At 61.7% G+C, this 22,334-nt stretch carries 35 protein-coding genes; 34 read left to right on the top strand and 1 reads right to left on the bottom strand.

The genetic code is table 11. The features are described from left to right. Positions 1–18 precede the first annotated feature (18 nt). A complete protein-coding gene (locus WD006_RS24380; RefSeq protein ID WP_008642902.1) occupies positions 19–1,032 on the bottom strand; it encodes an AraC family transcriptional regulator in 1,014 nt (337 codons plus the stop codon). A gap of 319 nt (positions 1,033–1,351) precedes the next feature. Here WD006_RS24380 and WD006_RS24375 point away from each other — a divergent pair, with 319 nt between their 5' ends. The 34 genes from WD006_RS24375 (at position 1,352) to dsbD (ending at position 22,321) form a co-directional block, all read left to right on the top strand. Beyond that, positions 1,352–2,581 carry a dienelactone hydrolase family protein gene (locus WD006_RS24375; protein ID WP_029308636.1) on the top strand — a complete coding sequence of 410 codons (1,230 nt, stop codon included), beginning with the start codon at positions 1,352–1,354 and terminating at the stop codon, positions 2,579–2,581. Between the two features lie 86 nt (positions 2,582–2,667). After that, positions 2,668–3,456, top strand: a complete 789-nt coding sequence (locus WD006_RS24370) for an SDR family oxidoreductase (protein ID WP_029308635.1) — start codon at positions 2,668–2,670, stop codon at positions 3,454–3,456. Positions 3,457–3,489: 33 nt separating this feature from the next. Then, complete coding sequence (locus WD006_RS24365) at positions 3,490–4,731, top strand: styrene monooxygenase/indole monooxygenase family protein (RefSeq protein WP_029308634.1); 1,242 nt, start codon at positions 3,490–3,492, stop codon at positions 4,729–4,731. Between the two features lies 1 nt (position 4,732). Continuing rightward, the gene (locus WD006_RS24360) at positions 4,733–5,245 is read left to right on the top strand and encodes a flavin reductase family protein (protein ID WP_029308633.1); all 513 of its coding nucleotides are present in this window, start codon (positions 4,733–4,735) and stop codon (positions 5,243–5,245) included. A 269-nt stretch (positions 5,246–5,514) separates the two neighbouring features. Beyond that, complete coding sequence (rplC, locus tag WD006_RS24355; protein ID WP_011517768.1) at positions 5,515–6,159, top strand: 50S ribosomal protein L3; 645 nt, start codon at positions 5,515–5,517, stop codon at positions 6,157–6,159. Positions 6,160–6,171: 12 nt separating this feature from the next. Continuing rightward, positions 6,172–6,792, top strand: a complete 621-nt coding sequence (gene rplD / locus WD006_RS24350; RefSeq protein WP_008642923.1) for a 50S ribosomal protein L4 — start codon at positions 6,172–6,174, stop codon at positions 6,790–6,792. Beyond that, on the top strand, positions 6,789–7,103 hold the full coding sequence (rplW, locus tag WD006_RS24345) for a 50S ribosomal protein L23 (protein WP_006576245.1): 315 nt from the start codon (positions 6,789–6,791) through the stop codon (positions 7,101–7,103). The genes rplD and rplW overlap by 4 nt, the downstream gene beginning before the upstream one ends. A gap of 2 nt (positions 7,104–7,105) precedes the next feature. Beyond that, a complete protein-coding gene (gene rplB / locus WD006_RS24340; protein WP_008642926.1) occupies positions 7,106–7,936 on the top strand; it encodes a 50S ribosomal protein L2 in 831 nt (276 codons plus the stop codon). Positions 7,937–7,958: 22 nt separating this feature from the next. Next, positions 7,959–8,234: a 30S ribosomal protein S19 gene (rpsS, locus tag WD006_RS24335; protein WP_008642928.1), complete on the top strand. Its 276-nt coding sequence runs from the start codon at positions 7,959–7,961 to the stop codon at positions 8,232–8,234. A gap of 9 nt (positions 8,235–8,243) precedes the next feature. After that, positions 8,244–8,573, top strand: a complete 330-nt coding sequence (rplV, locus tag WD006_RS24330; protein WP_008642930.1) for a 50S ribosomal protein L22 — start codon at positions 8,244–8,246, stop codon at positions 8,571–8,573. A 9-nt stretch (positions 8,574–8,582) separates the two neighbouring features. Continuing rightward, positions 8,583–9,380, top strand: coding sequence for a 30S ribosomal protein S3 (gene rpsC, locus WD006_RS24325; RefSeq protein WP_008642932.1), 798 nt, complete (start codon positions 8,583–8,585; stop codon positions 9,378–9,380). 2 nt (positions 9,381–9,382) lie between these two features. Further along, entirely contained in the window at positions 9,383–9,799 is a 417-nt protein-coding gene (gene rplP, locus WD006_RS24320) for a 50S ribosomal protein L16 (RefSeq protein ID WP_006576240.1), read from the top strand. 12 nt (positions 9,800–9,811) lie between these two features. Beyond that, positions 9,812–10,006 carry a 50S ribosomal protein L29 gene (gene rpmC / locus WD006_RS24315; protein WP_008642937.1) on the top strand — a complete coding sequence of 65 codons (195 nt, stop codon included), beginning with the start codon at positions 9,812–9,814 and terminating at the stop codon, positions 10,004–10,006. After that, complete coding sequence (gene rpsQ / locus WD006_RS24310; protein WP_008642939.1) at positions 10,003–10,281, top strand: 30S ribosomal protein S17; 279 nt, start codon at positions 10,003–10,005, stop codon at positions 10,279–10,281. The genes rpmC and rpsQ overlap by 4 nt, the downstream gene beginning before the upstream one ends. A 277-nt stretch (positions 10,282–10,558) precedes the next feature. Next, the gene (rplN, locus tag WD006_RS24305) at positions 10,559–10,927 is read left to right on the top strand and encodes a 50S ribosomal protein L14 (RefSeq protein WP_006576237.1); all 369 of its coding nucleotides are present in this window, start codon (positions 10,559–10,561) and stop codon (positions 10,925–10,927) included. 9 nt (positions 10,928–10,936) lie between these two features. Then, complete coding sequence (rplX, locus tag WD006_RS24300) at positions 10,937–11,245, top strand: 50S ribosomal protein L24 (protein WP_008642940.1); 309 nt, start codon at positions 10,937–10,939, stop codon at positions 11,243–11,245. A 25-nt stretch (positions 11,246–11,270) separates the two neighbouring features. After that, positions 11,271–11,813, top strand: a complete 543-nt coding sequence (gene rplE / locus WD006_RS24295; protein WP_008642941.1) for a 50S ribosomal protein L5 — start codon at positions 11,271–11,273, stop codon at positions 11,811–11,813. Between the two features lie 9 nt (positions 11,814–11,822). Then, the gene (gene rpsN, locus WD006_RS24290; RefSeq protein ID WP_008642942.1) at positions 11,823–12,128 is read left to right on the top strand and encodes a 30S ribosomal protein S14; all 306 of its coding nucleotides are present in this window, start codon (positions 11,823–11,825) and stop codon (positions 12,126–12,128) included. 27 nt (positions 12,129–12,155) lie between these two features. After that, complete coding sequence (gene rpsH / locus WD006_RS24285) at positions 12,156–12,551, top strand: 30S ribosomal protein S8 (RefSeq protein ID WP_011517767.1); 396 nt, start codon at positions 12,156–12,158, stop codon at positions 12,549–12,551. Between the two features lie 9 nt (positions 12,552–12,560). After that, complete coding sequence (gene rplF, locus WD006_RS24280; RefSeq protein ID WP_011517766.1) at positions 12,561–13,094, top strand: 50S ribosomal protein L6; 534 nt, start codon at positions 12,561–12,563, stop codon at positions 13,092–13,094. A gap of 11 nt (positions 13,095–13,105) precedes the next feature. Continuing rightward, the gene (gene rplR, locus WD006_RS24275; RefSeq protein WP_008642949.1) at positions 13,106–13,462 is read left to right on the top strand and encodes a 50S ribosomal protein L18; all 357 of its coding nucleotides are present in this window, start codon (positions 13,106–13,108) and stop codon (positions 13,460–13,462) included. A 21-nt stretch (positions 13,463–13,483) separates the two neighbouring features. Then, positions 13,484–14,002: a 30S ribosomal protein S5 gene (rpsE, locus tag WD006_RS24270; protein WP_008642951.1), complete on the top strand. Its 519-nt coding sequence runs from the start codon at positions 13,484–13,486 to the stop codon at positions 14,000–14,002. Between the two features lie 10 nt (positions 14,003–14,012). Next, positions 14,013–14,195, top strand: coding sequence for a 50S ribosomal protein L30 (gene rpmD / locus WD006_RS24265; RefSeq protein WP_008642953.1), 183 nt, complete (start codon positions 14,013–14,015; stop codon positions 14,193–14,195). A 19-nt stretch (positions 14,196–14,214) separates the two neighbouring features. Further along, on the top strand, positions 14,215–14,649 hold the full coding sequence (rplO, locus tag WD006_RS24260) for a 50S ribosomal protein L15 (RefSeq protein ID WP_008642954.1): 435 nt from the start codon (positions 14,215–14,217) through the stop codon (positions 14,647–14,649). Between the two features lie 49 nt (positions 14,650–14,698). Next, positions 14,699–16,042: a preprotein translocase subunit SecY gene (secY, locus tag WD006_RS24255; protein ID WP_008642955.1), complete on the top strand. Its 1,344-nt coding sequence runs from the start codon at positions 14,699–14,701 to the stop codon at positions 16,040–16,042. 24 nt (positions 16,043–16,066) lie between these two features. Beyond that, positions 16,067–16,285: a translation initiation factor IF-1 gene (gene infA / locus WD006_RS24250; protein WP_008642956.1), complete on the top strand. Its 219-nt coding sequence runs from the start codon at positions 16,067–16,069 to the stop codon at positions 16,283–16,285. Between the two features lie 31 nt (positions 16,286–16,316). After that, complete coding sequence (gene rpmJ, locus WD006_RS24245) at positions 16,317–16,433, top strand: 50S ribosomal protein L36 (RefSeq protein ID WP_008642959.1); 117 nt, start codon at positions 16,317–16,319, stop codon at positions 16,431–16,433. 19 nt (positions 16,434–16,452) lie between these two features. Beyond that, the gene (rpsM, locus tag WD006_RS24240; protein ID WP_008642961.1) at positions 16,453–16,818 is read left to right on the top strand and encodes a 30S ribosomal protein S13; all 366 of its coding nucleotides are present in this window, start codon (positions 16,453–16,455) and stop codon (positions 16,816–16,818) included. 24 nt (positions 16,819–16,842) lie between these two features. Next, positions 16,843–17,244 carry a 30S ribosomal protein S11 gene (rpsK, locus tag WD006_RS24235; protein ID WP_008642963.1) on the top strand — a complete coding sequence of 134 codons (402 nt, stop codon included), beginning with the start codon at positions 16,843–16,845 and terminating at the stop codon, positions 17,242–17,244. 291 nt (positions 17,245–17,535) lie between these two features. Further along, positions 17,536–18,159 carry a 30S ribosomal protein S4 gene (gene rpsD, locus WD006_RS24230; RefSeq protein ID WP_011517763.1) on the top strand — a complete coding sequence of 208 codons (624 nt, stop codon included), beginning with the start codon at positions 17,536–17,538 and terminating at the stop codon, positions 18,157–18,159. A 175-nt stretch (positions 18,160–18,334) separates the two neighbouring features. Beyond that, positions 18,335–19,315, top strand: coding sequence for a DNA-directed RNA polymerase subunit alpha (locus WD006_RS24225; protein WP_008642968.1), 981 nt, complete (start codon positions 18,335–18,337; stop codon positions 19,313–19,315). A 151-nt stretch (positions 19,316–19,466) separates the two neighbouring features. Then, positions 19,467–19,862, top strand: a complete 396-nt coding sequence (rplQ, locus tag WD006_RS24220) for a 50S ribosomal protein L17 (RefSeq protein ID WP_008642987.1) — start codon at positions 19,467–19,469, stop codon at positions 19,860–19,862. A 112-nt stretch (positions 19,863–19,974) separates the two neighbouring features. Next, the gene (cutA, locus tag WD006_RS24215) at positions 19,975–20,355 is read left to right on the top strand and encodes a divalent-cation tolerance protein CutA (RefSeq protein WP_029308632.1); all 381 of its coding nucleotides are present in this window, start codon (positions 19,975–19,977) and stop codon (positions 20,353–20,355) included. A gap of 58 nt (positions 20,356–20,413) precedes the next feature. Continuing rightward, the gene (gene dsbD, locus WD006_RS24210; protein ID WP_051723256.1) at positions 20,414–22,321 is read left to right on the top strand and encodes a protein-disulfide reductase DsbD; all 1,908 of its coding nucleotides are present in this window, start codon (positions 20,414–20,416) and stop codon (positions 22,319–22,321) included. The last annotated feature ends 13 nt before the right edge of the window (positions 22,322–22,334 follow it).

Below are 22,334 nucleotides of genomic sequence, written 5' to 3'. Positions count from 1 at the left end.
CCCGGTTTCTTGCCTGGCTTAGCCCCGGCCGCGTCGCCGCAAGGTTTCTCCCGGGCACTCCCCAAACGCACGCCGGTATTCGACGCTGAATCGCCCCAGGTGAGCAAAGCCCCAGCGCAACGCGGCGGCCGTTACCGAAGACAGCGTTGCGTCATTGAGCAGATCCTGCCTCACCCGTTCCAGGCGGACCGTGCGCAGATAGGTCATCGGGCTCAGGCCACGATGCTCGCGGAATCCCGCATACAGGCTGCGCAGACTGACCCCCGCCATCTCGGCGAGCAGCGCGGGCGTCACCGCTGCATCGGCGTGGGCATGGATGTATTCCTCGACAACCTTCACGTGCCTTGGCGCCAGCGGCTTGCCGTGTTCGCGTAACACGTCGGACAGGCTGTGCGGCTGGAACGTCAGCAATGTGCCGATTGCCAACTGCTCGAGCTGGCAGGCAGTTAGCGGGTGGCTCGCGGTTTGCGGCGCGTGGTTCAAGGTGTCGGCAAGATACTGGACGAGCGACTGCCACCCCGTGTTGCGCCAGGCCATGCCGAGCTGGAAGCGCAGCGGCTGGTTCGGTCGCCGGCCCAGATATGCCGCGCAAACGCGTTCCAGCGCGCTGCGTTCGATGCGTACGATGAGTTGGTCGTTGTCGGCGCTCCATCGCATCCGCAGGGGTTCGCTCGGCGTCAGCACCGAGGCGCATTCCGAATCCGAGACAACGTGCTGCCCGCCGCAGTGAATATCCGCCTGGCCAGCCATCGGCATCTGTATCAGCAAGAAATCGCCGAGCGGGCCTGGGTCGATTGTCACGTCTCCGCCGTAACTGAGCCGGTTGAAGGACACTGCCCCCACGGGCACGTGATGCATTCGCGCACGCAGAGCATTGCCATGCAGGGTGAGTCGATGGGGCTTGAAGACCGACGCAACCCGTGCACGCGTGGTGTCGAGGTCGTCCGAATCGAACACCAGACGGCCGGTGTCGTGAAGCAGGGCACCTGCCAGCGGCACCATGGCCGGGGCAGTGGGGGGCATCTGCGGCATGTCTCGCTCCTGGCGGGGCCGGCCCGGGCGCTGCCGCTTCTGCCGGTGGATCGCCACCTTGACCGAACGTGCGCGCCGCGTGATTCCGGCTGTTGTCAGCCGGCTGGCACAGTGCGCAGCGGCTGATTCGCTGCGCACCACTATAGCGGATTCGTCCCCGGCCCCAACGTCCCCCTTGAACGGGGACGCACTTTCCTGCACTAATCGGATAGCCGCTGCACTAGGCGGCTAGTTTGCTGCGGTGCGGGTCTCCGATCATGAAGGCAACGGCGGGGCACGCACGGCGGCCATACCCACAAAACATACAGGAGCAAAAGGCATGGGCCAGACTATCCAGATCCAGACCCAGGACGGCAACTTCAGTGGCTATCTCGCCACTCCGGCAGGAGGCAAGGGCCCTGGCATCGTGCTGTGCCAGGAGATCTTCGGCGTCAATGCCACCATGCGGCAGGTGGCCGACTACTACGCCGAGGAAGGCTATACCGTGCTGGTGCCGGATCTGTTCTGGCGCATCGAGCACGGGATCGAGCTATCCGACCGCGGGGCGGACTTCCAGCGTGCACTCGGCTTGTACCAGCAATTTGACGAAGATAAGGGCGTGCAGGACGTCGGCGCCGCTCTCGCCACGCTACGCCAACGCCCCGAATGCGCTGGCCAGACCGGTGTGCTCGGCTTCTGCCTCGGCGGCAAGCTGGCCTATCTGGCGGCGTGCCGACTGCCGGACGTAGCCTGTGCCGTCGGCTACTACGGGGTTGGTATCGAGCGCGCGCTTGGCGAGGCCAGAAACATCCGTGGCCGGCTGGTACTGCATGTCGCCGAGCGCGATGGCTTCTGCCCGCCCGAGGCGCAGGCGAGCATCCGCGAAGCGCTGTCCGGCCAACCCGGTGTCGAACTGTACGTCTATCCGGGGATGGATCACGCGTTCGCGCGCACCGGCGGCGAGCACTTCGACAAGGCATCGGCTCTGATGGCGCACCAGCGTTCGATCGCGGCGTTCCGCGCCGAGATGGGGCCGCACTACGATTTCTCCGCGCTGTGGGACAAGCATTGCGAGTACGAATTCGCCACGCGCGATGTCGATGCCACGATGGCGACGATGGTGGCCGAGCCATACGTCAACCACATCCCGACGATGACCGGCGGCGTGGGCTACCGGCAGCTCAAGCGCTTCTACCAGCACCACTTCGTCCACAGCAATCCGCCCGACACCACGCTGATTCCGCTGTCCCGCACGATCGGCGCCAGCCAGGTAGTGGACGAGATCCTCTTCTGCTTTACCCACACCTGCGAGATCGACTGGATGCTCCCCGGCGTGCCTCCAACCGGCAAGCGCGTCGAGATCCCGCTGATCGCCATCATCAAGTTCCGTGGCGACAAGCTCTATCACGAGCATATCTATTGGGACCAGGCCAGCGTGCTGGTACAGGTCGGCCTGCTCGATCCCAAGGGGCTGCCCGTGGCCGGAATCGAGACGGCACGCAAGCTGCTGGACGAAACGCTGCCATCCAACACGCTGATGGCGCGCTGGAGCGAGAGCGAAGGCAAGTAACGCCCCCGGCCCACGTCGCGGAACGGGCGGAACGCGGGGACGGCACGTCAGAGGCCGCCCCGCACATCAATCGAGGAGACACCATCATGCAAGGCTTGCAGGACAAGGTAGCCATCGTCACAGGCGGCGCCACACTGATCGGCGCGGGGGTTGCCCGCGCATTTGCCGAAGCGGGTACCCGCGTGGCGATTCTCGATATCGACGCCGCCGGCGGCGAGCGCGTGGCGGCGTTGTTGGGACCGATGGCCATGTTCGTGCCCACCGACGTCACCCAGGACGATCAGGTCCGCAGCGCGGTGGCGCAGGTGGTCAGCCGATTCGGCGGCGTGGATTTTCTGGTCAACCTGGCCTGCACCTATCTGGATGATGGCTTTCGCTCTTCCCGCGCTGACTGGTTGGCGGCACTCGATGTGAACGTGGTGTCCGGCGTCATGCTGGCGCAGGCCGTGCACCCGCACATGCGCACGCGTGGCGGCGGTGCCATCGTCAATTTCACCAGCATCTCGGCGCGGGTCGCGCAGACCGGGCGCTGGCTCTATCCAGTATCCAAGGCCGCCATGGCGCAACTGACGCGCAGCATGGCGATGGACCTCGCGCCGGACCGCATCCGCGTCAATGCCGTCTCGCCGGGATGGACCTGGTGCCGGCTGATGGACGAAGTCAGCGGTGGCAACCGCGCGCGCACCGATGCCGTGGCCGCGCCCTTCCACATGCTCGGCCGCGTTGGCGAGCCGGACGAGGTCGCACAGGTGGTCCTGTTTCTCTGCTCGGATCACGCCAGCTTCGTCACCGGAGCGGACTACGCGGTGGATGGCGGATACGCCGCCATGGGCCCTGAACAGAACGTCCCGGCCATCGGCAAGCTGGCTGGCTGAATCGCCTTCCGAAAACAGATCACGGAGACAACCATGAGCCAACGTATTGCCATCGTCGGTGCCGGCCAGTCCGGATTACAGATGGCCCTGGGGCTGCAGGCCAGAGGCTATCGGGTGACATTGCTGTCTAATCGCACCGCGGACCAGATTCGCGCGGGCAAGGTGATGTCCAGCCAATGCATGTTCGACCGCGCGCTGCAGACCGAGCGCGATCTCGATCTCAACTGGTGGGAGGAAGCGTGCCCGCCCGTGGAAGGTATCGGCCTGGCCATTCCCCATCCGGAACGGCGCGGCGAGAAGCTGATCGACTGGGCGGCCCCGCTGGACCGCGTGGCGCAGGCAGTGGACCAGCGCCTGAAGATGCCGGCGTGGATGGATGCCTTTGTCGAACGCGGCGGCGATCTGCGCATTGTCGATGTTGGGCTGAATGAGTTGGAAGCCCTGACGCTCGACCACGACCTGGTGCTGCTGGCCGCCGGCAAGGGGGAGATCGTCAGCCGCTTCGAGCGCGACGCCGCACGCAGCCCTTTCAGCGCGCCACAACGCGCGCTGGCGCTGACGTACGTCACCGGCATGTTGCCGCGCACACCCTTCTCGCGGGTTTGCTTCAACCTCATCCCGGGGGTAGGGGAGTACTTCGTGTTCCCAGCGCTTACGCTATCCGGGCCATGCGAGATCATGGTGTTCGAAGGGGTACCGGGCGGCGACATGGACCGCTGGTCCGAAGCGCGCACGCCGGAAGCACACCTCGAGGAGAGCCTGCGCATCCTGCGTACCTATCTGCCCTGGGAGGCCGAGCGTTGCGATCGCGTGGCGCTGACCGATGCCAACGGCATCCTGTCGGGCCGCTTCGCGCCGACGGTGCGCAAGCCGGTACTGACCTTGCCTTCCGGTCGACTGGTGTTTGGCATGGCCGACGCCGTGGTCGTCAACGATCCCATCACTGGTCAGGGTTCGAATAACGCCGCCAAGTGCTGCAAGGTCTATCTGGATGCCATCCTCGCGCGGGACGGCCTTCCCTATGACGCGGACTGGATGAACCAGACGTTCGAGCGGTACTGGGCGTACGCGGGCGATGTGGTCAACTGGACCAACTCGCTGCTGACCCCGCCGCCGCCTCATATCCTCGGCCTCTTGGGCGCCGCGGGCCAGTCGCCGGCTTTGGCCGCGCGCATTGCCAACGGATTCGACAATCCACCGGATTTCTTCCCGTGGTGGTCCGATCCGGTGGCATGTCAGCAGTTGATCGACCAGCAACTGGCCAAGGCAGCGTGACGTGGACTCGACCAAGATAGTCGCAAGCGCGCCGGCGGGCGCGCCCGATCCCCGCGCCCTGCGAAGGGTCTGCGGACGGTTCGCGACGGGCGTGGCGATCATTGGTGCGTGCGCCCCACAAGGCCGGCCGGTGGGGCTGACCGTGAACTCGTTCGCCTCGCTGTCGCTGGATCCGCCGCTGATCGTTTGGAGCCTGGCGCGCCATTCGCCCAATGCGGCACTGTTTCAGTCAGGAGAGGCGTTCGGCGTGAGCATCCTCCGGGCCGGGCACGACGAACTGGCGCGTCGATTCGCCAGACCCCAGCCCGACAAGTTCGCCGGTGTGCCGCACTGGCGCTGTCCGCGTGGCGTGCCATATCTTGACGAGGCGCTCGCGACGCTTTCGTGCCGTGTCGAGCGCGCCGACCCGCTCGGCGATCACCTGCTGATCGTCGGTGCGGTAGAGGATTTTGCAGCCTCCGATGGTGATCCGCTGGTGTTCTACGGGGGCGATTTCGTCCGCGTGGCCGCCTGAAATGCACACTTCGGCGGCCATCGCGCCGCCACGAGTTGGCTTTACGCCGCAATTTCGCCGAATTCTGTCGCTACAGACGTGGTCCTGCGCGGGATTCGGCAATTGAACTTGCCCTTTCCAAGCTCCTGCGTTATAGTGTAAGGCTACCCGTTTCTCCGGGTAGCGGGGACCGTTTTGGTCGTGCGCAATTTCTTTCGCGCAACCCGCACTCACACAGTTTTCGTGTATCAATCAGCCCCGGCCAATCGCAGCTGGGAATGGAGCAAACCATGAGCCTTGGCCTTGTAGGTCGCAAGGTTGGCATGACCCGTATTTTCACGGACGACGGTGATTCGATTCCCGTTACCGTGGTCGAGGTCGGCGACAACCGCGTGACGCAAATCAAGACGGACGAGACCGACGGTTACACCGCCGTTCAAGTCACCTTTGGCAGCCGACGCGCAAGCCGCGTTACCAAGCCGCTGGCGGGTCACCTCGCCAAAGCCGGTGTGGAAGCTGGCGAAGTCATCAAAGAATTCCGCATCGATGCAGCCAAGGCTGCCGAGCTGCAAGCTGGCAGCTCGCTCTCCGTCGACCTGTTCCAGGTTGGCCAGAAGATCGACGTGCAGGGCGTGAGCATCGGTAAGGGCTACGCCGGTACCATCAAGCGCCACCACTTCGCATCGGGTCGTGCCACCCACGGTAACTCGCGTTCGCACAACGTTCCGGGTTCCATCGGTATGGCACAGGATCCGGGCCGCGTGTTCCCGGGCAAGCGCATGACGGGTCACCTGGGTGACGCTACCCGCACCGTGCAAAACCTCGAGATCGCCAAGATCGACGCAGAGCGCAAGCTGCTGCTGGTCAAGGGCGCCATCCCCGGTTCCAAGGGCGGCAAGGTCATCGTGACCCCGGCCGTCAAGGCCAAAGCTTAAGGAGCGCATGTAATGGAACTCAAGCTCCTCCAGGACAACGGTCAAATCGGCGCCGGCGTTGCCGCGTCTGCCGAAGTGTTCGGCCGTGACTACAACGAAGCCCTCGTTCACCAGATCGTCGTCGCTTACCAGGCCAACGCGCGTAGCGGTAACCGTAAGCAGAAGGATCGTGAAGAGGTCAAGCACACGACCAAGAAGCCGTGGCGCCAGAAGGGTACGGGCCGTGCTCGTGCCGGTATGTCGTCCTCGCCCCTGTGGCGTGGCGGTGGCCGTATCTTCCCGAATTCGCCGGAAGAGAACTTCAGCCAGAAGGTCAACAAGAAGATGTTCCGTGCTGGTATGCGCTCGATTTACTCGCAGCTCGCACGTGAAGGTCGTATCAACGTGGTGGACGGTTTCGCTGTCGACGCGCCCAAGACCAAGCTCTTGGCCGACAAGTTCAAGGCCATGGGCCTGGACTCGGTGCTGATCATCACCGACAACCTCGACGAGAACCTCTACCTGGCTTCGCGCAACCTGCCGAACGTGGCAGTCGTGGAGCCGCGTCATGCTGATCCGCTGTCGCTCGTGCACTACAAGAAGGTGCTGGTGACGAAGGCGGCTGTCGCGCAGATCGAGGAGTTGCTGAAATGACGCAAGTAGCCAAGAACGATCATCGTTTGATGCAGGTGCTGCTCGCGCCGGTGGTTTCCGAAAAGGCAACCCTGGTAGCCGACAAGAATGAACAAGTCGTGTTCGAAGTGGCTCGCGATGCCAACAAGGCAGAAGTGAAGGCCGCAGTCGAACTGCTGTTCAAGGTCGAGGTGCAGTCCGTTCAGATCCTGAACCAGAAGGGCAAGCAAAAGCGCTTTGGCCGCTTCATGGGCCGTCGCAACCACGTGAAGAAAGCTTACGTGTCGCTGAAGCCGGGTCAGGAAATCAATTTTGAAGCGGAGGCCAAGTAATCATGGCACTCGTCAAGACCAAGCCGACTTCCCCGGGTCGTCGCTCGATGGTGAAGGTGGTCAACAAGGACCTTCACAAGGGCGCCCCGCACGCTCCGCTGCTGGAAAAGCAATTCCAGAAGTCGGGTCGTAACAACAATGGTCATATCACCACCCGCCACAAGGGCGGTGGTCATAAGCACCACTACCGTGTGGTCGACTTCAAGCGCAACGACAAGGACGGCATCGCCGCCAAGGTCGAGCGCCTGGAATACGATCCGAACCGCAGCGCGAACATCGCGCTGGTGCTGTTCGCCGACGGCGAGCGCCGCTACATCATCGCCACGAAGGGCATGGTAGCCGGCCAAGCCCTGATGAACGGCTCGGAAGCGCCGATCAAGGCTGGTAACAACCTGCCGATCCGCAACATCCCGGTTGGTACCACGATCAACAACGTGGAAATCCTGCCTGGCAAGGGCGCGCAAGTTGCGCGTGCTGCTGGTGGTTCCGCCGTGCTGCTGGCCCGCGAAGGCCTGTACGCTCAGGTTCGTCTGCGCTCCGGTGAGGTGCGTCGCGTGCATATCGAATGCCGCGCCACCATCGGTGAAGTGGGCAACGAAGAGCACAGCCTGCGCGTCATCGGCAAGGCCGGTGCAACTCGCTGGCGCGGTATTCGCCCGACCGTTCGCGGCGTGGTGATGAACCCGGTCGACCACCCGCATGGTGGTGGTGAAGGCAAGACTGCTGCTGGTCGCGATCCTGTGTCGCCGTGGGGTACCCCTGCTAAGGGTTACCGTACACGCAGCAACAAGCGCACGGACAGCATGATCGTCCAGCGCCGCCACAAGCGCTAATCGGTAGGTAGGAGCTAAAGATATGACTCGTTCCGCAAAAAAGGGTCCGTTCTGCGACGGCCACCTGCTGAAGAAGGTGGAAGCGGCCGTTGGCGGCAAGGACAAGAAGCCCATCAAGACATGGTCGCGTCGTTCGACCATTCTGCCGGACTTCATCGGCCTGACGATCGCCGTGCACAACGGCCGTCAACACGTGCCGGTGTACGTGACGGAAAACATGGTTGGCCACAAGCTCGGCGAATTTGCGATCACTCGCACGTTCAAGGGCCACGCGGCTGACAAGAAAGCGAAGAGGTAAGGTGCCATCATGGAAGTGAAAGCGATTCATCGCGGTGCCCGCATCTCCGCCCAGAAGACGCGTCTGGTCGCTGACCAGATCCGTGGTCTGCCGATCGAGCGTGCGCTCAACATCCTGGCTTTCAGCCCGAAGAAGGCCGCCGGGATTGTGAAGAAGGTGGTCGAATCGGCCATCGCCAACGCTGAGCACAACGAAGGCGCCGACATCGACGAGCTGAAGGTCAAATCGATCTTCGTCGACAAGGCAACCTCGCTCAAGCGCTTCACCGCACGGGCGAAGGGCCGCGGCAACCGCATCGAGAAACAAACCTGTCACATCACTGTGACGCTCGGCAACTAAGGAGTCACGATGGGACAGAAGATTCATCCGACTGGCTTCCGTCTGGCCGTCAGCCGTAACTGGGCTTCGCGTTGGTACGCCAACAACACGAAGTTCGCCGGCATGCTGAAAGAAGACATCGAAGTTCGCGAGTTCCTGAAGAAGAAGCTCAAGAACGCATCGGTTGGCCGCGTCGTGATCGAGCGTCCTGCCCGTAATGCACGTATCACCATTTACAGCTCGCGTCCGGGCGTGGTGATCGGCAAGAAGGGTGAGGACATCGAACTGCTGAAGGCCGAGCTGCAACGTCGCATGGGCGTGCCCGTGCACGTGAACATCGAGGAAATCCGCAAGCCGGAAACCGATGCGCAGCTGATCGCCGATTCGATCACGCAGCAGCTCGAGCGCCGCATCATGTTCCGTCGCGCCATGAAGCGCGCGATGCAGAACGCGATGCGTCTGGGTGCCCAAGGCATCAAGATCATGAGCTCGGGTCGTCTGAACGGTATCGAAATCGCACGTACCGAGTGGTACCGCGAAGGCCGTGTGCCCCTGCACACCCTGCGCGCCGACATCGACTACGGCTTCTCCGAAGCCGAAACCACCTACGGCATCATCGGTGTCAAGGTGTGGGTCTACAAGGGTGATCACCTGGGCCGCAACGATGCGCCCGTGGTTGAAGAGCCGCAAGAAGACCGTCGTCGTCGCCCGGGTCGTCCGGAAGGCCGTCGCCGCGAAGGTGAAGGCCGTCCGGCTGGCAACCGCCGCGGTGGTGCCGGTGCTGGTCGTCGTGCTGCGCCTGGCGCAGATGCGAAGAGTGGAGAATAACAATGCTGCAACCGAAGCGTAGGAAGTATCGCAAGGAGCAGAAGGGCCGCAACACGGGTAAGGCTACCCGTGGTAACGCCGTGTCTTTCGGCGAATTCGGCCTGAAGGCAATGGGCCGTGGTCGCCTGACCGCTCGTCAGATCGAGTCGGCACGTCGTGCGATGACCCGTCACATCAAGCGTGGCGGCCGCATCTGGATCCGGATTTTCCCGGACAAGCCGATCTCGAAGAAGCCTGCCGAAGTTCGTATGGGTAACGGTAAGGGCAACCCGGAATACTACGTGGCTGAAATTCAGCCGGGCAAGATGCTGTACGAAATGGATGGCGTGAGCGAAGAGCTGGCGCGTGAGGCGTTCCGCCTCGCGGCCGCCAAGCTGCCGATCGCCACGAATTTCGTGGTGCGTCAGGTCGGTACGTAAGGAGAGTTAAGGATGAAAGCATCCGAACTGCGCGGCAAGGACGCCGCAGGCCTGAACCAGGAGCTCTCCGAGCTGCTGAAGGCCCAATTTAGCCTGCGCATGCAAAAGGCCACCCAACAGCTGCAGAACACCAGCCAGCTGAAGAAGGTGCGCAAGGACATCGCGCGTGTGCAAACCGTGCTGACCGAAAAGGCGAACGCGAAATGACTGAAGCTGCGAAGACTGAAACGTCGCTTCGCCGTACCCTCGTGGGTCGTGTCGTGAGCGACAAGATGGACAAGACCGTGACGGTCCTGATCGAAAACCGCGTCAAGCACCCCCTGTACGGCAAGTACGTGCTGCGTTCGAAGAAGTACCACGCACACGACGAGGCCAACCAGTACAAGGAAGGCGACAAGGTCGAGATCCAGGAAACCCGTCCGCTGTCGCGGACCAAGTCCTGGGTGGTTTCCCGGCTGGTAGAAGCTGCGCGCGTCATCTAAACACAACAGTGTATTGATGACTTGCAAGTCCAGGGTTATATGCTATAATCCTGGACTTCCGCTTTGTTGCGCTTGCCCCTGCAGTATCACCCGGGCGGGCCTGCGAAGCGAGCCAGGGTCTGGTGCTCCATGTTTTGCGGGGTAGCAGGCACTACCGACTTCCAAGTTGATCAACCCAAGCGGTGCGGGGCGCAATGCCAGGTACCGACGGGACCAAGACTGACCGGCGGGCTTCCTATATGGAGAGTCTGGCGGATTAAGTTGGGAAGATAACACCATGATTCAGACAGAAAGCCGGCTCGAAGTGGCCGATAACACCGGTGCGCGCGAAGTGCTGTGCATCAAGGTACTGGGTGGGTCCAAGCGCCGCTACGCGAGCGTGGGCGACATCATCAAGGTGACCGTGAAGGACGCAGCGCCGCGCGGTCGCGTGAAGAAGGGCGACATCTACAACGCAGTCGTCGTGCGTACCGCCAAGGGCGTGCGCCGCGCTGATGGTTCGCTCGTCAAGTTCGACGGCAATGCTGCTGTCCTGCTGAACAACAAGCTCGAGCCGATCGGCACCCGTATTTTCGGGCCGGTGACTCGTGAACTCCGTACCGAGCGCTTCATGAAGATCGTGTCGCTCGCTCCGGAAGTGCTGTAAGGAGCCGCCATGAACAAGATTCGCAAAGGCGACGAAGTCATCGTGCTGACCGGCAAGGACAAGGGCAAGCGCGGCACGGTGCAAGCAGTGCAGGGTGACAAGGTCGTGGTTGAAGGTGTGAACGTTGCCAAGAAGCACGCTCGCCCGAACCCGATGCTGGGCACCACCGGTGGTGTGGTCGACAAGCTCATGCCGCTGCATATTTCCAACGTTGCGCTCGTAGATGCCAATGGCAAGCCGTCGCGCGTCGGTATCAAGGTCGAAGACGGCAAGCGCGTGCGCGTGCTGAAGACGACCGGTGCCGTCCTGGCCGCTTGATTCTGGGCACAGATAGGAGTTGAGCATGACAGCACGTCTGCAAGAGTTTTACAAAGAACAGGTTGTGCCGGCGCTGATGAAGCAGTTCGGCTACAAGTCGGTCATGGAAGTGCCGCGTTTCACCAAGATCACCCTGAACATGGGCCTTGGCGAAGCCATCAATGACAAGAAGGTCATTGAACTGGCCGTCGGCGACCTGACCAAGATCGCCGGTCAGAAGCCTGTGGTGACGAAGGCCAAGAAGGCCATCGCCGGCTTCAAGATCCGTCAGGGCTACCCCATCGGTGCGATGGTGACCCTGCGCGGTGAGCGTATGTTCGAATTCCTGGATCGTTTCGTGACCGTGGCCCTGCCGCGCGTGCGTGACTTCCGTGGTGTGTCGGGCAAATCGTTCGACGGTCGTGGTAACTACAACATCGGTGTGAAAGAGCAGATCATTTTCCCCGAAATTGAGTACGACAAGATCGACGCACTGCGTGGTCTGAACATCAGCATCACGACGACGGCTAAGAACGACGAGGAAGCCAAGGCTCTCCTGAATGCGTTCAAGTTCCCGTTCCGTAATTAAGGGGTAACCGTGGCTAAACTGGCTCTGATTGAACGTGAGAAGAAGCGCGCAAAGCTCGTGGCGAAGTACGCCGACAAGCGCGCAAACCTCAAGGCCATTATTGACGACCAAGAAAAGTCGGAAGAAGAGCGTTATCTGGCGCGCCTCGAGCTGCAAAAGCTCCCGCGCAACGCGAACCCGACTCGCCAGCGTAACCGCTGCGCGATCACCGGTCGTCCCCGCGGTACCTTCCGCAAGTTTGGCCTGGCGCGTAACAAGATTCGTGAAATCGCCTTCAAGGGCGAAATTCCGGGTCTGACGAAAGCCAGCTGGTAATTACGCACAGGCTACAGGAGAAACAGTATGAGCATGAGCGATCCTATCGCCGATATGCTGACGCGCATTCGCAACGCCCAGGGCGTGCAGAAGGCGTCGGTGGTCATGCCCTCGTCCAAACTGAAGGCTGCGATCGCCAAAGTCCTGAAGGACGAAGGCTACGTCGAAGACTTCTCGGTGCAGGAAGAAGGCGGCAAGGCGCAACTGACCATTGGTCTGAAGTATTACGCCGGCCGTCCGGTGATCGAGCGCATTGAACGCGTTTCGAAGCCCGGTCTGCGCGTGTACAAGGGCCGCAGCGACATTCCCCACGTGATGAACGGCCTGGGCGTTGCGATCATCTCGACCCCGCAGGGTCTGATGACCGACCGCAAGGCACGTGCCACTGGCGTGGGCGGCGAAGTTCTCTGCTACGTCGCGTAAGGAGCAAACATGTCCCGTGTAGGTAAGGCTCCCATCGCGCTGCCGAAAGGCGCGGAAGTTAATGTGGCGGCTGGCGTGCTCTCCGTAAAGGGCCCGCTCGGTACGCTGTCCCAGCCGATTCATAGCCTGGTGAAGGTCAACGTTGCCGAAGGCACGCTGACGTTCGAACCGGCCGACGAATCGCGCGAAGCTAACGCCCTGCAAGGCACCATGCGCGCGCTGGCCGCGAACATGGTCAAGGGCGTGACCACCGGTTTCGAGCGCAAGCTGCAGCTGGTTGGCGTGGGTTACCGCGCTCAACTGCAGGGCGCCGCTCTGAAGCTCCAGCTTGGTTTCTCGCACGACGTGATCCATGAGATGCCGGAAGGCGTGAAGGCCGAAACGCCGACGCAGACCGAGATCATCATCAAGGGTGCGGACAAGCAGAAAGTCGGTCAGGTTGCCGCGGAAGTTCGCGCGTACCGTCCGCCTGAGCCCTACAAGGGCAAGGGTGTTCGCTACGCTGACGAGCGCGTCATCCTGAAGGAAACCAAGAAGAAGTAAGGGGTGCAATGATGAACAAGAAAGACGCTCGTTTGCGCCGTGCACGTCAGACCCGCGCCAAGATCGCGGAACTGAAGGTGAATCGTCTGACCGTGTTCCGTACGAATTCGCATATTTACGCTCAGGTGTACTCGCCGTGCGGCACGCAAGTGCTGGCTTCGGCTTCGACCGCCGAGGCAGAAGTGCGCAAGGAACTGAATGGCAACGGTGCTACCGTCGCTGCCGCCACCGTGGTGGGCAAGCGTGTTGCCGAGAAGGCAAAGGCTGCCGGCGTGGAAACCGTCGCGTTCGATCGCGCTGGCTTCCGCTTCCACGGCCGCGTGAAGGCCCTGGCTGACGCTGCCCGCGAAGCCGGCCTCAAGTTCTAAGCGCTCACAGAGAGATACGTCATGGCAAAGATGCAAGCAAAAGTCCAACAGGACGAACGCGACGACGGCCTCCGCGAGAAGATGATCTCGGTCAACCGTGTCACCAAAGTGGTGAAGGGTGGCCGTATCCTCGGTTTCGCTGCGCTGACCGTGGTGGGTGACGGCGATGGCCGCATCGGCATGGGCAAGGGCAAGGCCAAGGAAGTTCCGGTGGCCGTGCAGAAGGCAATGGACGAAGCCCGTCGCAAGATGGTCAAGGTCGCACTGAAGAACGGCACGCTGCAGCACGAAGTTGTTGGTCGTCACGGCGCCGCCAAGGTTCTGATGATGCCCGCCAAGGAAGGTACTGGCGTGATCGCCGGCGGCCCGATGCGCGCGATCTTCGAAGTGATGGGTGTGACGAACGTTGTGACCAAGTCGCACGGTTCGACGAACCCTTACAACATGGTTCGTGCCACCCTCGATGGTCTGACCAAGATGAGCACGCCGGCAGAAATCGCCGCCAAGCGTGGCAAGTCGGTTGAAGACATCCTCGGCTAAGGTGAACGAAATGTCGCAGAAAACCGTAAAAGTGCAACTCGTGCGCAGCCTGATCGGCACGCGCGAGGATCATCGCGCCACCGTTCGTGGCCTGGGCCTGCGCCGTCTGAACTCCGTTTCGGAGCTGCAGGACACGCCCGCCGTGCGCGGCATGATCAACAAGGTCTCGTACCTGGTCAAGGTTCTGGCCTGATCGGGACTTGGAGAGCAACATGCAACTGAACAACCTGAAACCGGCTGACGGTTCGAAGCACGCTAAGCGTCGCGTCGGCCGCGGTATCGGCTCCGGCCTGGGCAAGACGGCTGGTCGCGGTCACAAGGGTCAGAAGTCGCGTTCGGGCGGCTTCCACAAGGTGGGCTTCGAAGGCGGTCAAATGCCGCTGTATCGCCGCCTGCCGAAGCGTGGTTTCACCTCGCTGACCAAGGCCTTCACCGCCGAAGTGACCCTGCGCGACATCGAACGCCTGGAAGCTGCTGAAGTGGACCTGCTGGTCCTGAAGCAAGCTGGCCTGGTGGGCGAGCTGGTCAAGAGCGCAAAGGTCATCAAGGCCGGTGAACTGTCCCGCAAGGTGACGATCAAGGGTCTGGGCGCCACCGCTGGTGCCAAGGCTGCGATCGAAGCCGCTGGCGGCCAGATCGAAGCGTAATTACGCAGTAGCATTCGCAGCATAGGCGAAGTCACAGTCGGAGCATCGTTTGGCCACGGCGAAACCCAATGCAAGCGCGCAGGCCAGGAACACGGCGAAGTACGGCGACCTCAAGCGCCGGTTGATGTTCCTGGTGCTGGCTTTGATCGTCTACCGCATCGGTGCGCATATTCCGGTGCCGGGGATTGATCCGGACCAGCTTGCGAAGCTTTTCCAGTCTCAGTCAGGTGGCATCCTCGGGATGTTTAACCTGTTCTCGGGCGGTGCGCTGTCGCGCTTTACCGTCTTCGCGCTCGGCATCATGCCGTACATCTCGGCGTCGATCATCATGCAGTTGTTGACGATCGTGCTGCCACAGTTGGAGTCGTTGAAGAAGGAAGGGCAGGCAGGGCAACGCAAGATTACGCAGTACACGCGTTACGGCACTGTGGTTCTGGCCACGTTCCAGGCGCTGTCGATTGCGGTTGCGCTGGAATCGCAGCCTGGTCTCGTGTTGGAACCGGGTCTGATGTTCCGGGCCACGGCGGTGATCACGCTGGTGACTGGCACGATGTTCCTGATGTGGCTGGGTGAACAGATCACCGAGCGTGGTCTGGGCAACGGTATCTCGATCATCATCTTTGGCGGTATCGCGGCGGGCTTGCCCAATGCGATTGGCGGACTGTTCGAACTGGTCCGTACGGGTTCCATGAGCATCATCGCGGCGATCTTCATCGTGGCGATCATTGCGGGTGTGACCTTCGCCGTGGTGTTTATCGAGCGTGGCCAGCGCAAGATTCTGGTGAACTATGCCAAGCGTCAGGTCGGCAACAAGGTGTACGGCGGTCAGTCGTCGCACCTGCCGCTGAAGCTGAACATGGCAGGGGTGATTCCGCCGATCTTTGCATCGTCGATCATCCTGTTCCCGGCAACGATTGCGGGCTGGTTTACGTCGGACTCGACGAGTGCGGTGGGTCGGTTCATCAAGGACCTGGCTGCCACGCTGTCGCCGGGTCAGCCGGTGTACATCCTGCTGTATGCAACTGCGATTGTTTTCTTCTGCTTCTTCTATACGGCTCTGGTGTACAACAGCCGGGAAGTGGCGGATAACCTGAAAAAGAGTGGTGCCTTCATTCCGGGCATCCGTCCGGGCGAGCAAACGACGCGCTATATCGACAAGATCTTGGTGCGCCTGACGCTGGCTGGTGCGATTTACATCACACTAGTCTGCCTGTTGCCGGAATTCCTGGTGCTGCGCTGGAACGTTCCGTTCTATTTCGGCGGAACCTCGCTGCTGATCATCGTGGTCGTCACGATGGACTTCATGGCACAGGTACAGTCCTACGTCATGTCGCAGCAGTATGAGTCGCTGCTGAAGAAGGCGAATTTCAAGGGTAACCTGACCTTGCGTTAAAAACAGGTTGGGACAGGCTCAGGTATGGCAAAAGACGACGTCATCCAGATGCAAGGGGAGGTCCTGGAAAATCTCCCCAACGCGACGTTCCGCGTCAAGCTTGAAAACGGCCACATAGTACTGGGCCATATCTCCGGCAAGATGCGAATGAACTACATCCGGATTCTTCCGGGTGACAAGGTGACTGTCGAGCTGACCCCATATGATCTGTCACGCGCACGCATCGTCTTCCGGACGAAGTGAAGCGAACAGGAATTGAAGGAAGAGGAAAATCATGAAAGTGCTGGCTTCTGTTAAGCGCATTTGCCGCAACTGCAAAATCATCAAGCGCAACGGTGTCGTGCGCGTGATCTGCTCGTCGGATCCCCGCCACAAGCAACGCCAAGGCTAATCGGAAAGAGGATTGACGAATGGCACGTATCGCAGGGGTTAACATCCCGAACCACAAGCATACCGAAATCGGCCTGACGGCCATTTACGGTATCGGCCGCTCGCGCGCCCGCAAGATTTGCGAGGCCACCGGTGTACCGTTTGACAAGAAGGTCAAGGACCTGACCGACGCCGACCTGGAAAAGCTTCGTGATGAAGTGGGCAAGGTCACGGTCGAGGGTGACCTGCGTCGTGAAACCACGATGAACATCAAGCGTCTGATGGACCTTGGTTGCTATCGTGGCATGCGTCACCGCAAGGGTCTGCCGATGCGCGGTCAGCGTACCCGCACCAACGCTCGTACCCGTAAGGGTCCGCGCAAGGCCGGCGTGGCACTGAAGAAGTAAAGCCGAAGGCATAGGAAGAATCGAATGGCAAAAGGTCCGAATAACGCCGCCCAGCGCGCGCGTAAGAAGGTCAAGAAGAACGTTGCCGACGGCATTGCGCACGTCCACGCTTCGTTCAACAACACCATCATCACCATCACCGACCGCCAGGGCAACGCCCTGTCGTGGGCGACCGCAGGTGGCCAGGGCTTCAAGGGTTCGCGTAAGTCGACCCCGTTCGCTGCCCAGGTTGCTGCCGAGAACGCCGGCCGTGTTGCGCAAGACCAGGGTATCAAGAACCTGGAAGTGCGCATCAAGGGCCCCGGTCCCGGCCGTGAGTCGGCTGTCCGTGCGCTGAACGCGCTGGGCATCAAGATCGCGGTGATCGAAGATGTGACGCCGGTGCCGCACAACGGCTGCCGCCCGCCGAAGCGCCGTCGTATCTAAGCGCTTGGTTTGCCGGAGAATCGCAAGGGGGTTCTTATCCCTTGCCTCCGGACTGTGGTAGTATCGCGCGTTCACCTGCTGCAATCTGATTGCAGCAGGTTTTCGTTTTGCGTCTGGACGAAGGGGTCATTTCCTCCGCAGTCCGGCGTGTTGTCATGCTTTTGCGTTGCGTCCGTGCGGCAGGCTGCCTGTCGTTGGCGGATGAAGAACCATAAGCCCACCGTCCGTTACAACCGGTGACGGACTCATGGCGCGTCATGATGGCGCCGTGATCGATCAAAGGAAGATAAAGTGGCACGTTATATCGGCCCGAAGGCCAAACTCTCCCGCCGCGAAGGCACAGATCTGTTCCTGAAGAGCGCACGCCGCTCGCTGGCCGACAAGTGCAAGCTGGACAGCAAGCCTGGCCAACACGGTCGCACTTCGGGCGCCCGTACGTCCGACTACGGCAACCAGCTCCGCGAAAAGCAGAAGGTCAAGCGTATTTACGGCGTGCTCGAGCGTCAGTTCCGCCGTTACTTCGCCGAAGCCGATCGCCGCAAGGGCAACACTGGTGAAAACCTGCTGCAACTGCTGGAATCGCGTCTGGACAACGTGGTGTACCGCATGGGCTTCGGCTCGACCCGCGCTGAAGCGCGTCAGCTGGTGTCGCACAAGGCGATCCTGGTGAACGGTGAGACGCTGAATGTCCCGTCGGCCCAGATCAAGTCGGGCGATATCGTGTCGGTGCGCGAGCAGTCGAAGAAGCAAGTGCGTATCGCCGAAGCACTGTCGCTGGCCGAGCAGTCGGGCTTCCCGACCTGGGTTGCTGTGGACGCCAAGAAGTTCGAAGGCACGTACAAGCAAGCCCCGGATCGCGCCGACATCTCCGGCGACATCAACGAAAGCCTGATCGTCGAATTGTATTCGCGTTAATCGCCGAATCGATCATCGAACGGTTCAGCGCTTGCCTTTCAAGCAAGGCTTCGCTTTCAGCCCGACGCGCTTTGTGGCGCGCCGGGCTTATTGCCCATCGTACGATGGGATTCTCAGGTTCCAAACGTCAGCCTTATCGGTGTAACGAGCCGAGGGTATTGAAAAGGACAACCTAATGCAAACAGCACTCCTCAAGCCAAAAATCATCGCCGTTGAACCGCTGGGCGACCACCACGCCAAGGTCGTGATGGAGCCGTTCGAGCGCGGTTACGGTCATACGCTCGGTAATGCCCTGCGTCGCGTGCTGCTGTCGTCGATGGTCGGTTATGCACCGACTGAGGTCACGATCGCTGGGGTGGTCCACGAGTACTCCACCATCGACGGCGTGCAAGAAGACGTCGTCAACCTGCTCCTCAATCTGAAGGGCGTGGTGTTCAAGCTGCACAACCGCGACGAAGTCACGGTTTCTCTGCGCAAGGACGGTGAAGGCGTGGTGACGGCAGCCGATATCGAACTGCCGCACGACGTCGAGATCATCAACCCGGGTCATGTCATTGCTCACCTGTCCGCCGGTGGCAAGCTCGACATGCAGATCAAGGTTGAACAAGGCCGCGGCTATGTGCCGGGTAACGTTCGCAAGTTCGGTGACGAAGCCAGCAAGGTGATCGGCCGTATCGTGCTGGACGCCTCGTTCTCGCCGGTCCGCCGAGTTTCGTACGCCGTCGAATCGGCGCGTGTGGAACAGCGTACGGACCTGGACAAGCTGGTGATGAACATCGAAACCGACGGCGTGATCTCGCCCGAGGAAGCGATTCGTCAGTCGGCCCGTATCCTGGTTGACCAGCTGTCGGTGTTCGCCGCCCTGGAAGGCACCGAATCGGCTGCCGAAGCTGCTTCGAGCCGCGCGCCGCAGATCGATCCGATCCTGCTGCGTCCGGTCGACGACCTCGAACTGACGGTGCGTTCGGCCAACTGCCTGAAGGCCGAGAACATCTACTACATCGGCGACCTGATCCAGCGTACCGAGAACGAACTGCTCAAGACCCCGAATCTGGGTCGCAAGTCGCTCAACGAGATCAAGGAAGTCCTGGCTTCGCGTGGTCTGACGCTCGGCATGAAGCTCGAGAACTGGCCGCCCGCAGGTCTGGAGAAGTAATTGAAGTCGTGGGGCAGCGGTAACGCCGCCCCACACTTCGCACGCGCCACAGGCATTCCGCCCGTGGCATGGAAGCCCCACCGGCCCGCGCCGTTGCGTAAGCAAAGGCGATAGAAGAGCTGGTTAAACACTGAAATCGAAAGGAATCATCATGCGTCACCGTCATGGTTTGCGGAAACTGAACCGCACCTCGTCGCACCGTCTCGCGATGCTGCGCAACATGTCCAACTCGCTGTTCCAGCACGAGCTGATCAAGACCACCCTGCCCAAGGCGAAGGAACTGCGCAAGGTTGTCGAGCCGCTCATCACGCTGGCCAAGAAGGACACCGTTGCCAACCGCCGTCTGGCTTTCGCCCGTCTGCGCGACCGCGACATGGTTACCAAGCTGTTCACCGAACTGGGCCCGCGCTATGCCACCCGTCCGGGCGGCTACACCCGTATCCTGAAGTTCGGCTTCCGTCAGGGCGACAACGCGCCGATGGCGCTGGTCGAGCTGGTGGATCGTCCGGAAATCACCGAAGCCCCGGCTGAAGAAGCAGCGGAATAAGTGATGCCTGATCCCGTCTTTCGCTGACGGGATTCTGGACACGGCACTACAATCGAGCCAGGCTTTTGCCTGGCTCATTTGTTTTGTGCCTTGTTTGCGCTGGAATCTGGATATGACCGCTTCGAACGCTTCCCTTTCCGCTCAGTCGGCGGACCCGACGGAGTCGGTACTGATTGCGATGACGAACCTGCCCGACGAGGCGTCGGCGATCCGCCTGAGCGCGGCCATTCTCGAGGCGCGCGTAGCGGCGTGTGTGAACCGGATGGCACCATGCCAGTCGGAGTACTGGTGGCAGGGCAGGCTGGAGCAAGCGCAGGAATGGCCGCTGCTGATCAAGACGACGCAGCGTCAGTACGCGGCCTTGGAAAAGCTGATCCGCGCCACGCATCCTTACGACGTGCCGGAGCTTGTCGCATGGCCGCTGGCGGTCGGTTTGCCGGCCTATCTGGGCTGGGTCCGGAGTGAAGCGACGGGTGCTGACGACAAGGTCTGAAGCTTCTCAAGTATCGGAATATCAACACATGGTAATGACGGGTAGCAGCATCGGAACAATGTGGAAAACCGGTGCAACGCGCGGGAATCTGGTGCGACATATCGCCGCACTTTGGCTGACTGTATTCGCCTGCCTCTTCTTCTGGAACGTTGCACATGCGGCGACCGAAGACGATTTCCTGCCGCCGGAGCAGGCCTTTCGATTTGCCGCCAGACAGGTCGACCAGAAGACCGTCGAGGTTCGCTTCGACGTGGCAGATGGCTACTACCTGTACCGGGAGCGCTTTTCCTTCGCTGCCCAGCCGGCTGACGTAAAACTTGGCAAGCCGGAGATGCCTGCCGGAAAGGTCCATTTCGATGAGACCTTCGGCAAGGACATGGAGACGTATCGCGGCGCCGTTGTGATCAAGGTGCCGGTTGAGCAGGCGCCCGCAGATGGCCGCTGGTCGCTCGTGGTGACGTCGCAGGGTTGTGCGGACAAGGGGCTTTGCTATCCGCCGATGGAAAGCGTCTACAAGGTCGGTGGCTCCGTACTTGGCAACTTGTTCGGCGATCGTGGTGCGGCGGCTCAGTCGACGCCGGAGGCGCAGGCTCCTGCCGCAGTGCAACCTGCACCGGATCGCGCGGCGCCGACGCGTCAAAGCAAGGTGGTCGACGACACCGATCGCATCGCCAATGCGCTCGCCAGCCGCAATCTCGCGCTGATCGGGGCCCTGTTCTTCGGCCTCGGCATTCTTCTGACATTCACGCCGTGCGTGCTGCCGATGGTGCCGATTCTTTCGTCGATTGTCGTCGGCGAGCATGTCACGCGCGGGCGTGCGTTCCTGGTGTCGCTCTCCTACGTGCTTGGCATGGCCGTGGTCTACACCACGGTGGGCGTAGCGGCCGGTCTGGCTGGCGAAGGCCTGGCCGCGGCGCTCCAGACGCCCTGGGTGCTTGGCGCTTTCGCAGCCTTGATGGTCGCGCTCGCGATGTCCATGTTCGGCATGTACGAACTGCAGATGCCGCAGCGCTGGCAAGCCCGACTGACCGAATCCTCGAATCGCCGGCAGAGCGGGCAGTTTGTCGGTGCGGCCCTGATGGGGGCGATTTCCGCGCTGATCGTGGGGCCCTGCGTCACGGCACCGCTCGCGGGCGCGCTGGCGTATATCGCGCAAACCGGCGATGCCATCACCGGCGGCGCGGCCCTGATGGCGATGGCTCTCGGCATGGGCGTGCCGCTGATGCTGGTTGGGATGGGCGCCGGCAATCTGCTGCCACGAGCGGGCAAGTGGATGGAGGCTACCAAGCGCTTCTTCGGCTTCCTGCTTCTGGGCGTGGCGATCTGGATGGTGACGCCCGTACTGCCAGCGTGGGTCGTGATGCTGGCATGGGCGGCGCTGCTGCTTGTGGCGGCCGTCTATCTCGGCGCGTTCGATGCGCTGGGCCCGGACCCACGGGGCGTGATGCGACTGGGCAAGGGGCTTGGCCTGCTGGCGGCATTGGTGGGCGCGATTCAGATCGTTGGTGTGGCGTCGGGCGGACGAAATCCCTTGCAGCCGCTTTCCCATCTGAGTTTGTCGGCGGCCACGCTGCCACCGCATGTGGCCGAGATTCGCTTCGAGCGCGTGCGGAACATCGCCGAACTCGATGCGCGGATCGCTCAGGCCTCCGCTGCCGGGCATCCGGTGCTGCTGGATTTCTATGCCGACTGGTGCGTCAGTTGCAAGGAGATGGAGAAGCTCACGTTCCCGGACACGAAAGTCAGGGCGCAACTCGCGGACGTCGTCCTGTTGCAGGCTGACGTGACGGCCAACAATGCCGACGATCGCGCGTTACTGAAGCGTTTCGGTCTGTTCGGCCCGCCGGGCATCATCCTTTTCGGCAAGGATGGACAGGAGCGCCCGGTGCGGGTGATCGGCTATCAATCGGCATCGCGCTTCCTCGACAGCCTTGAGCGCGCGCTGGGGCCGCGGTCGCAGACCTGACCCGGCCCGGTCC

This window comes from Cupriavidus sp. Met-2, from assembly GCF_049843575.1.
GTDB classification, from domain to species: Bacteria; Pseudomonadota; Gammaproteobacteria; order Burkholderiales; family Burkholderiaceae; genus Cupriavidus; species Cupriavidus metallidurans.
This window is presented reverse-complemented; position numbering and strand designations above follow the sequence as displayed.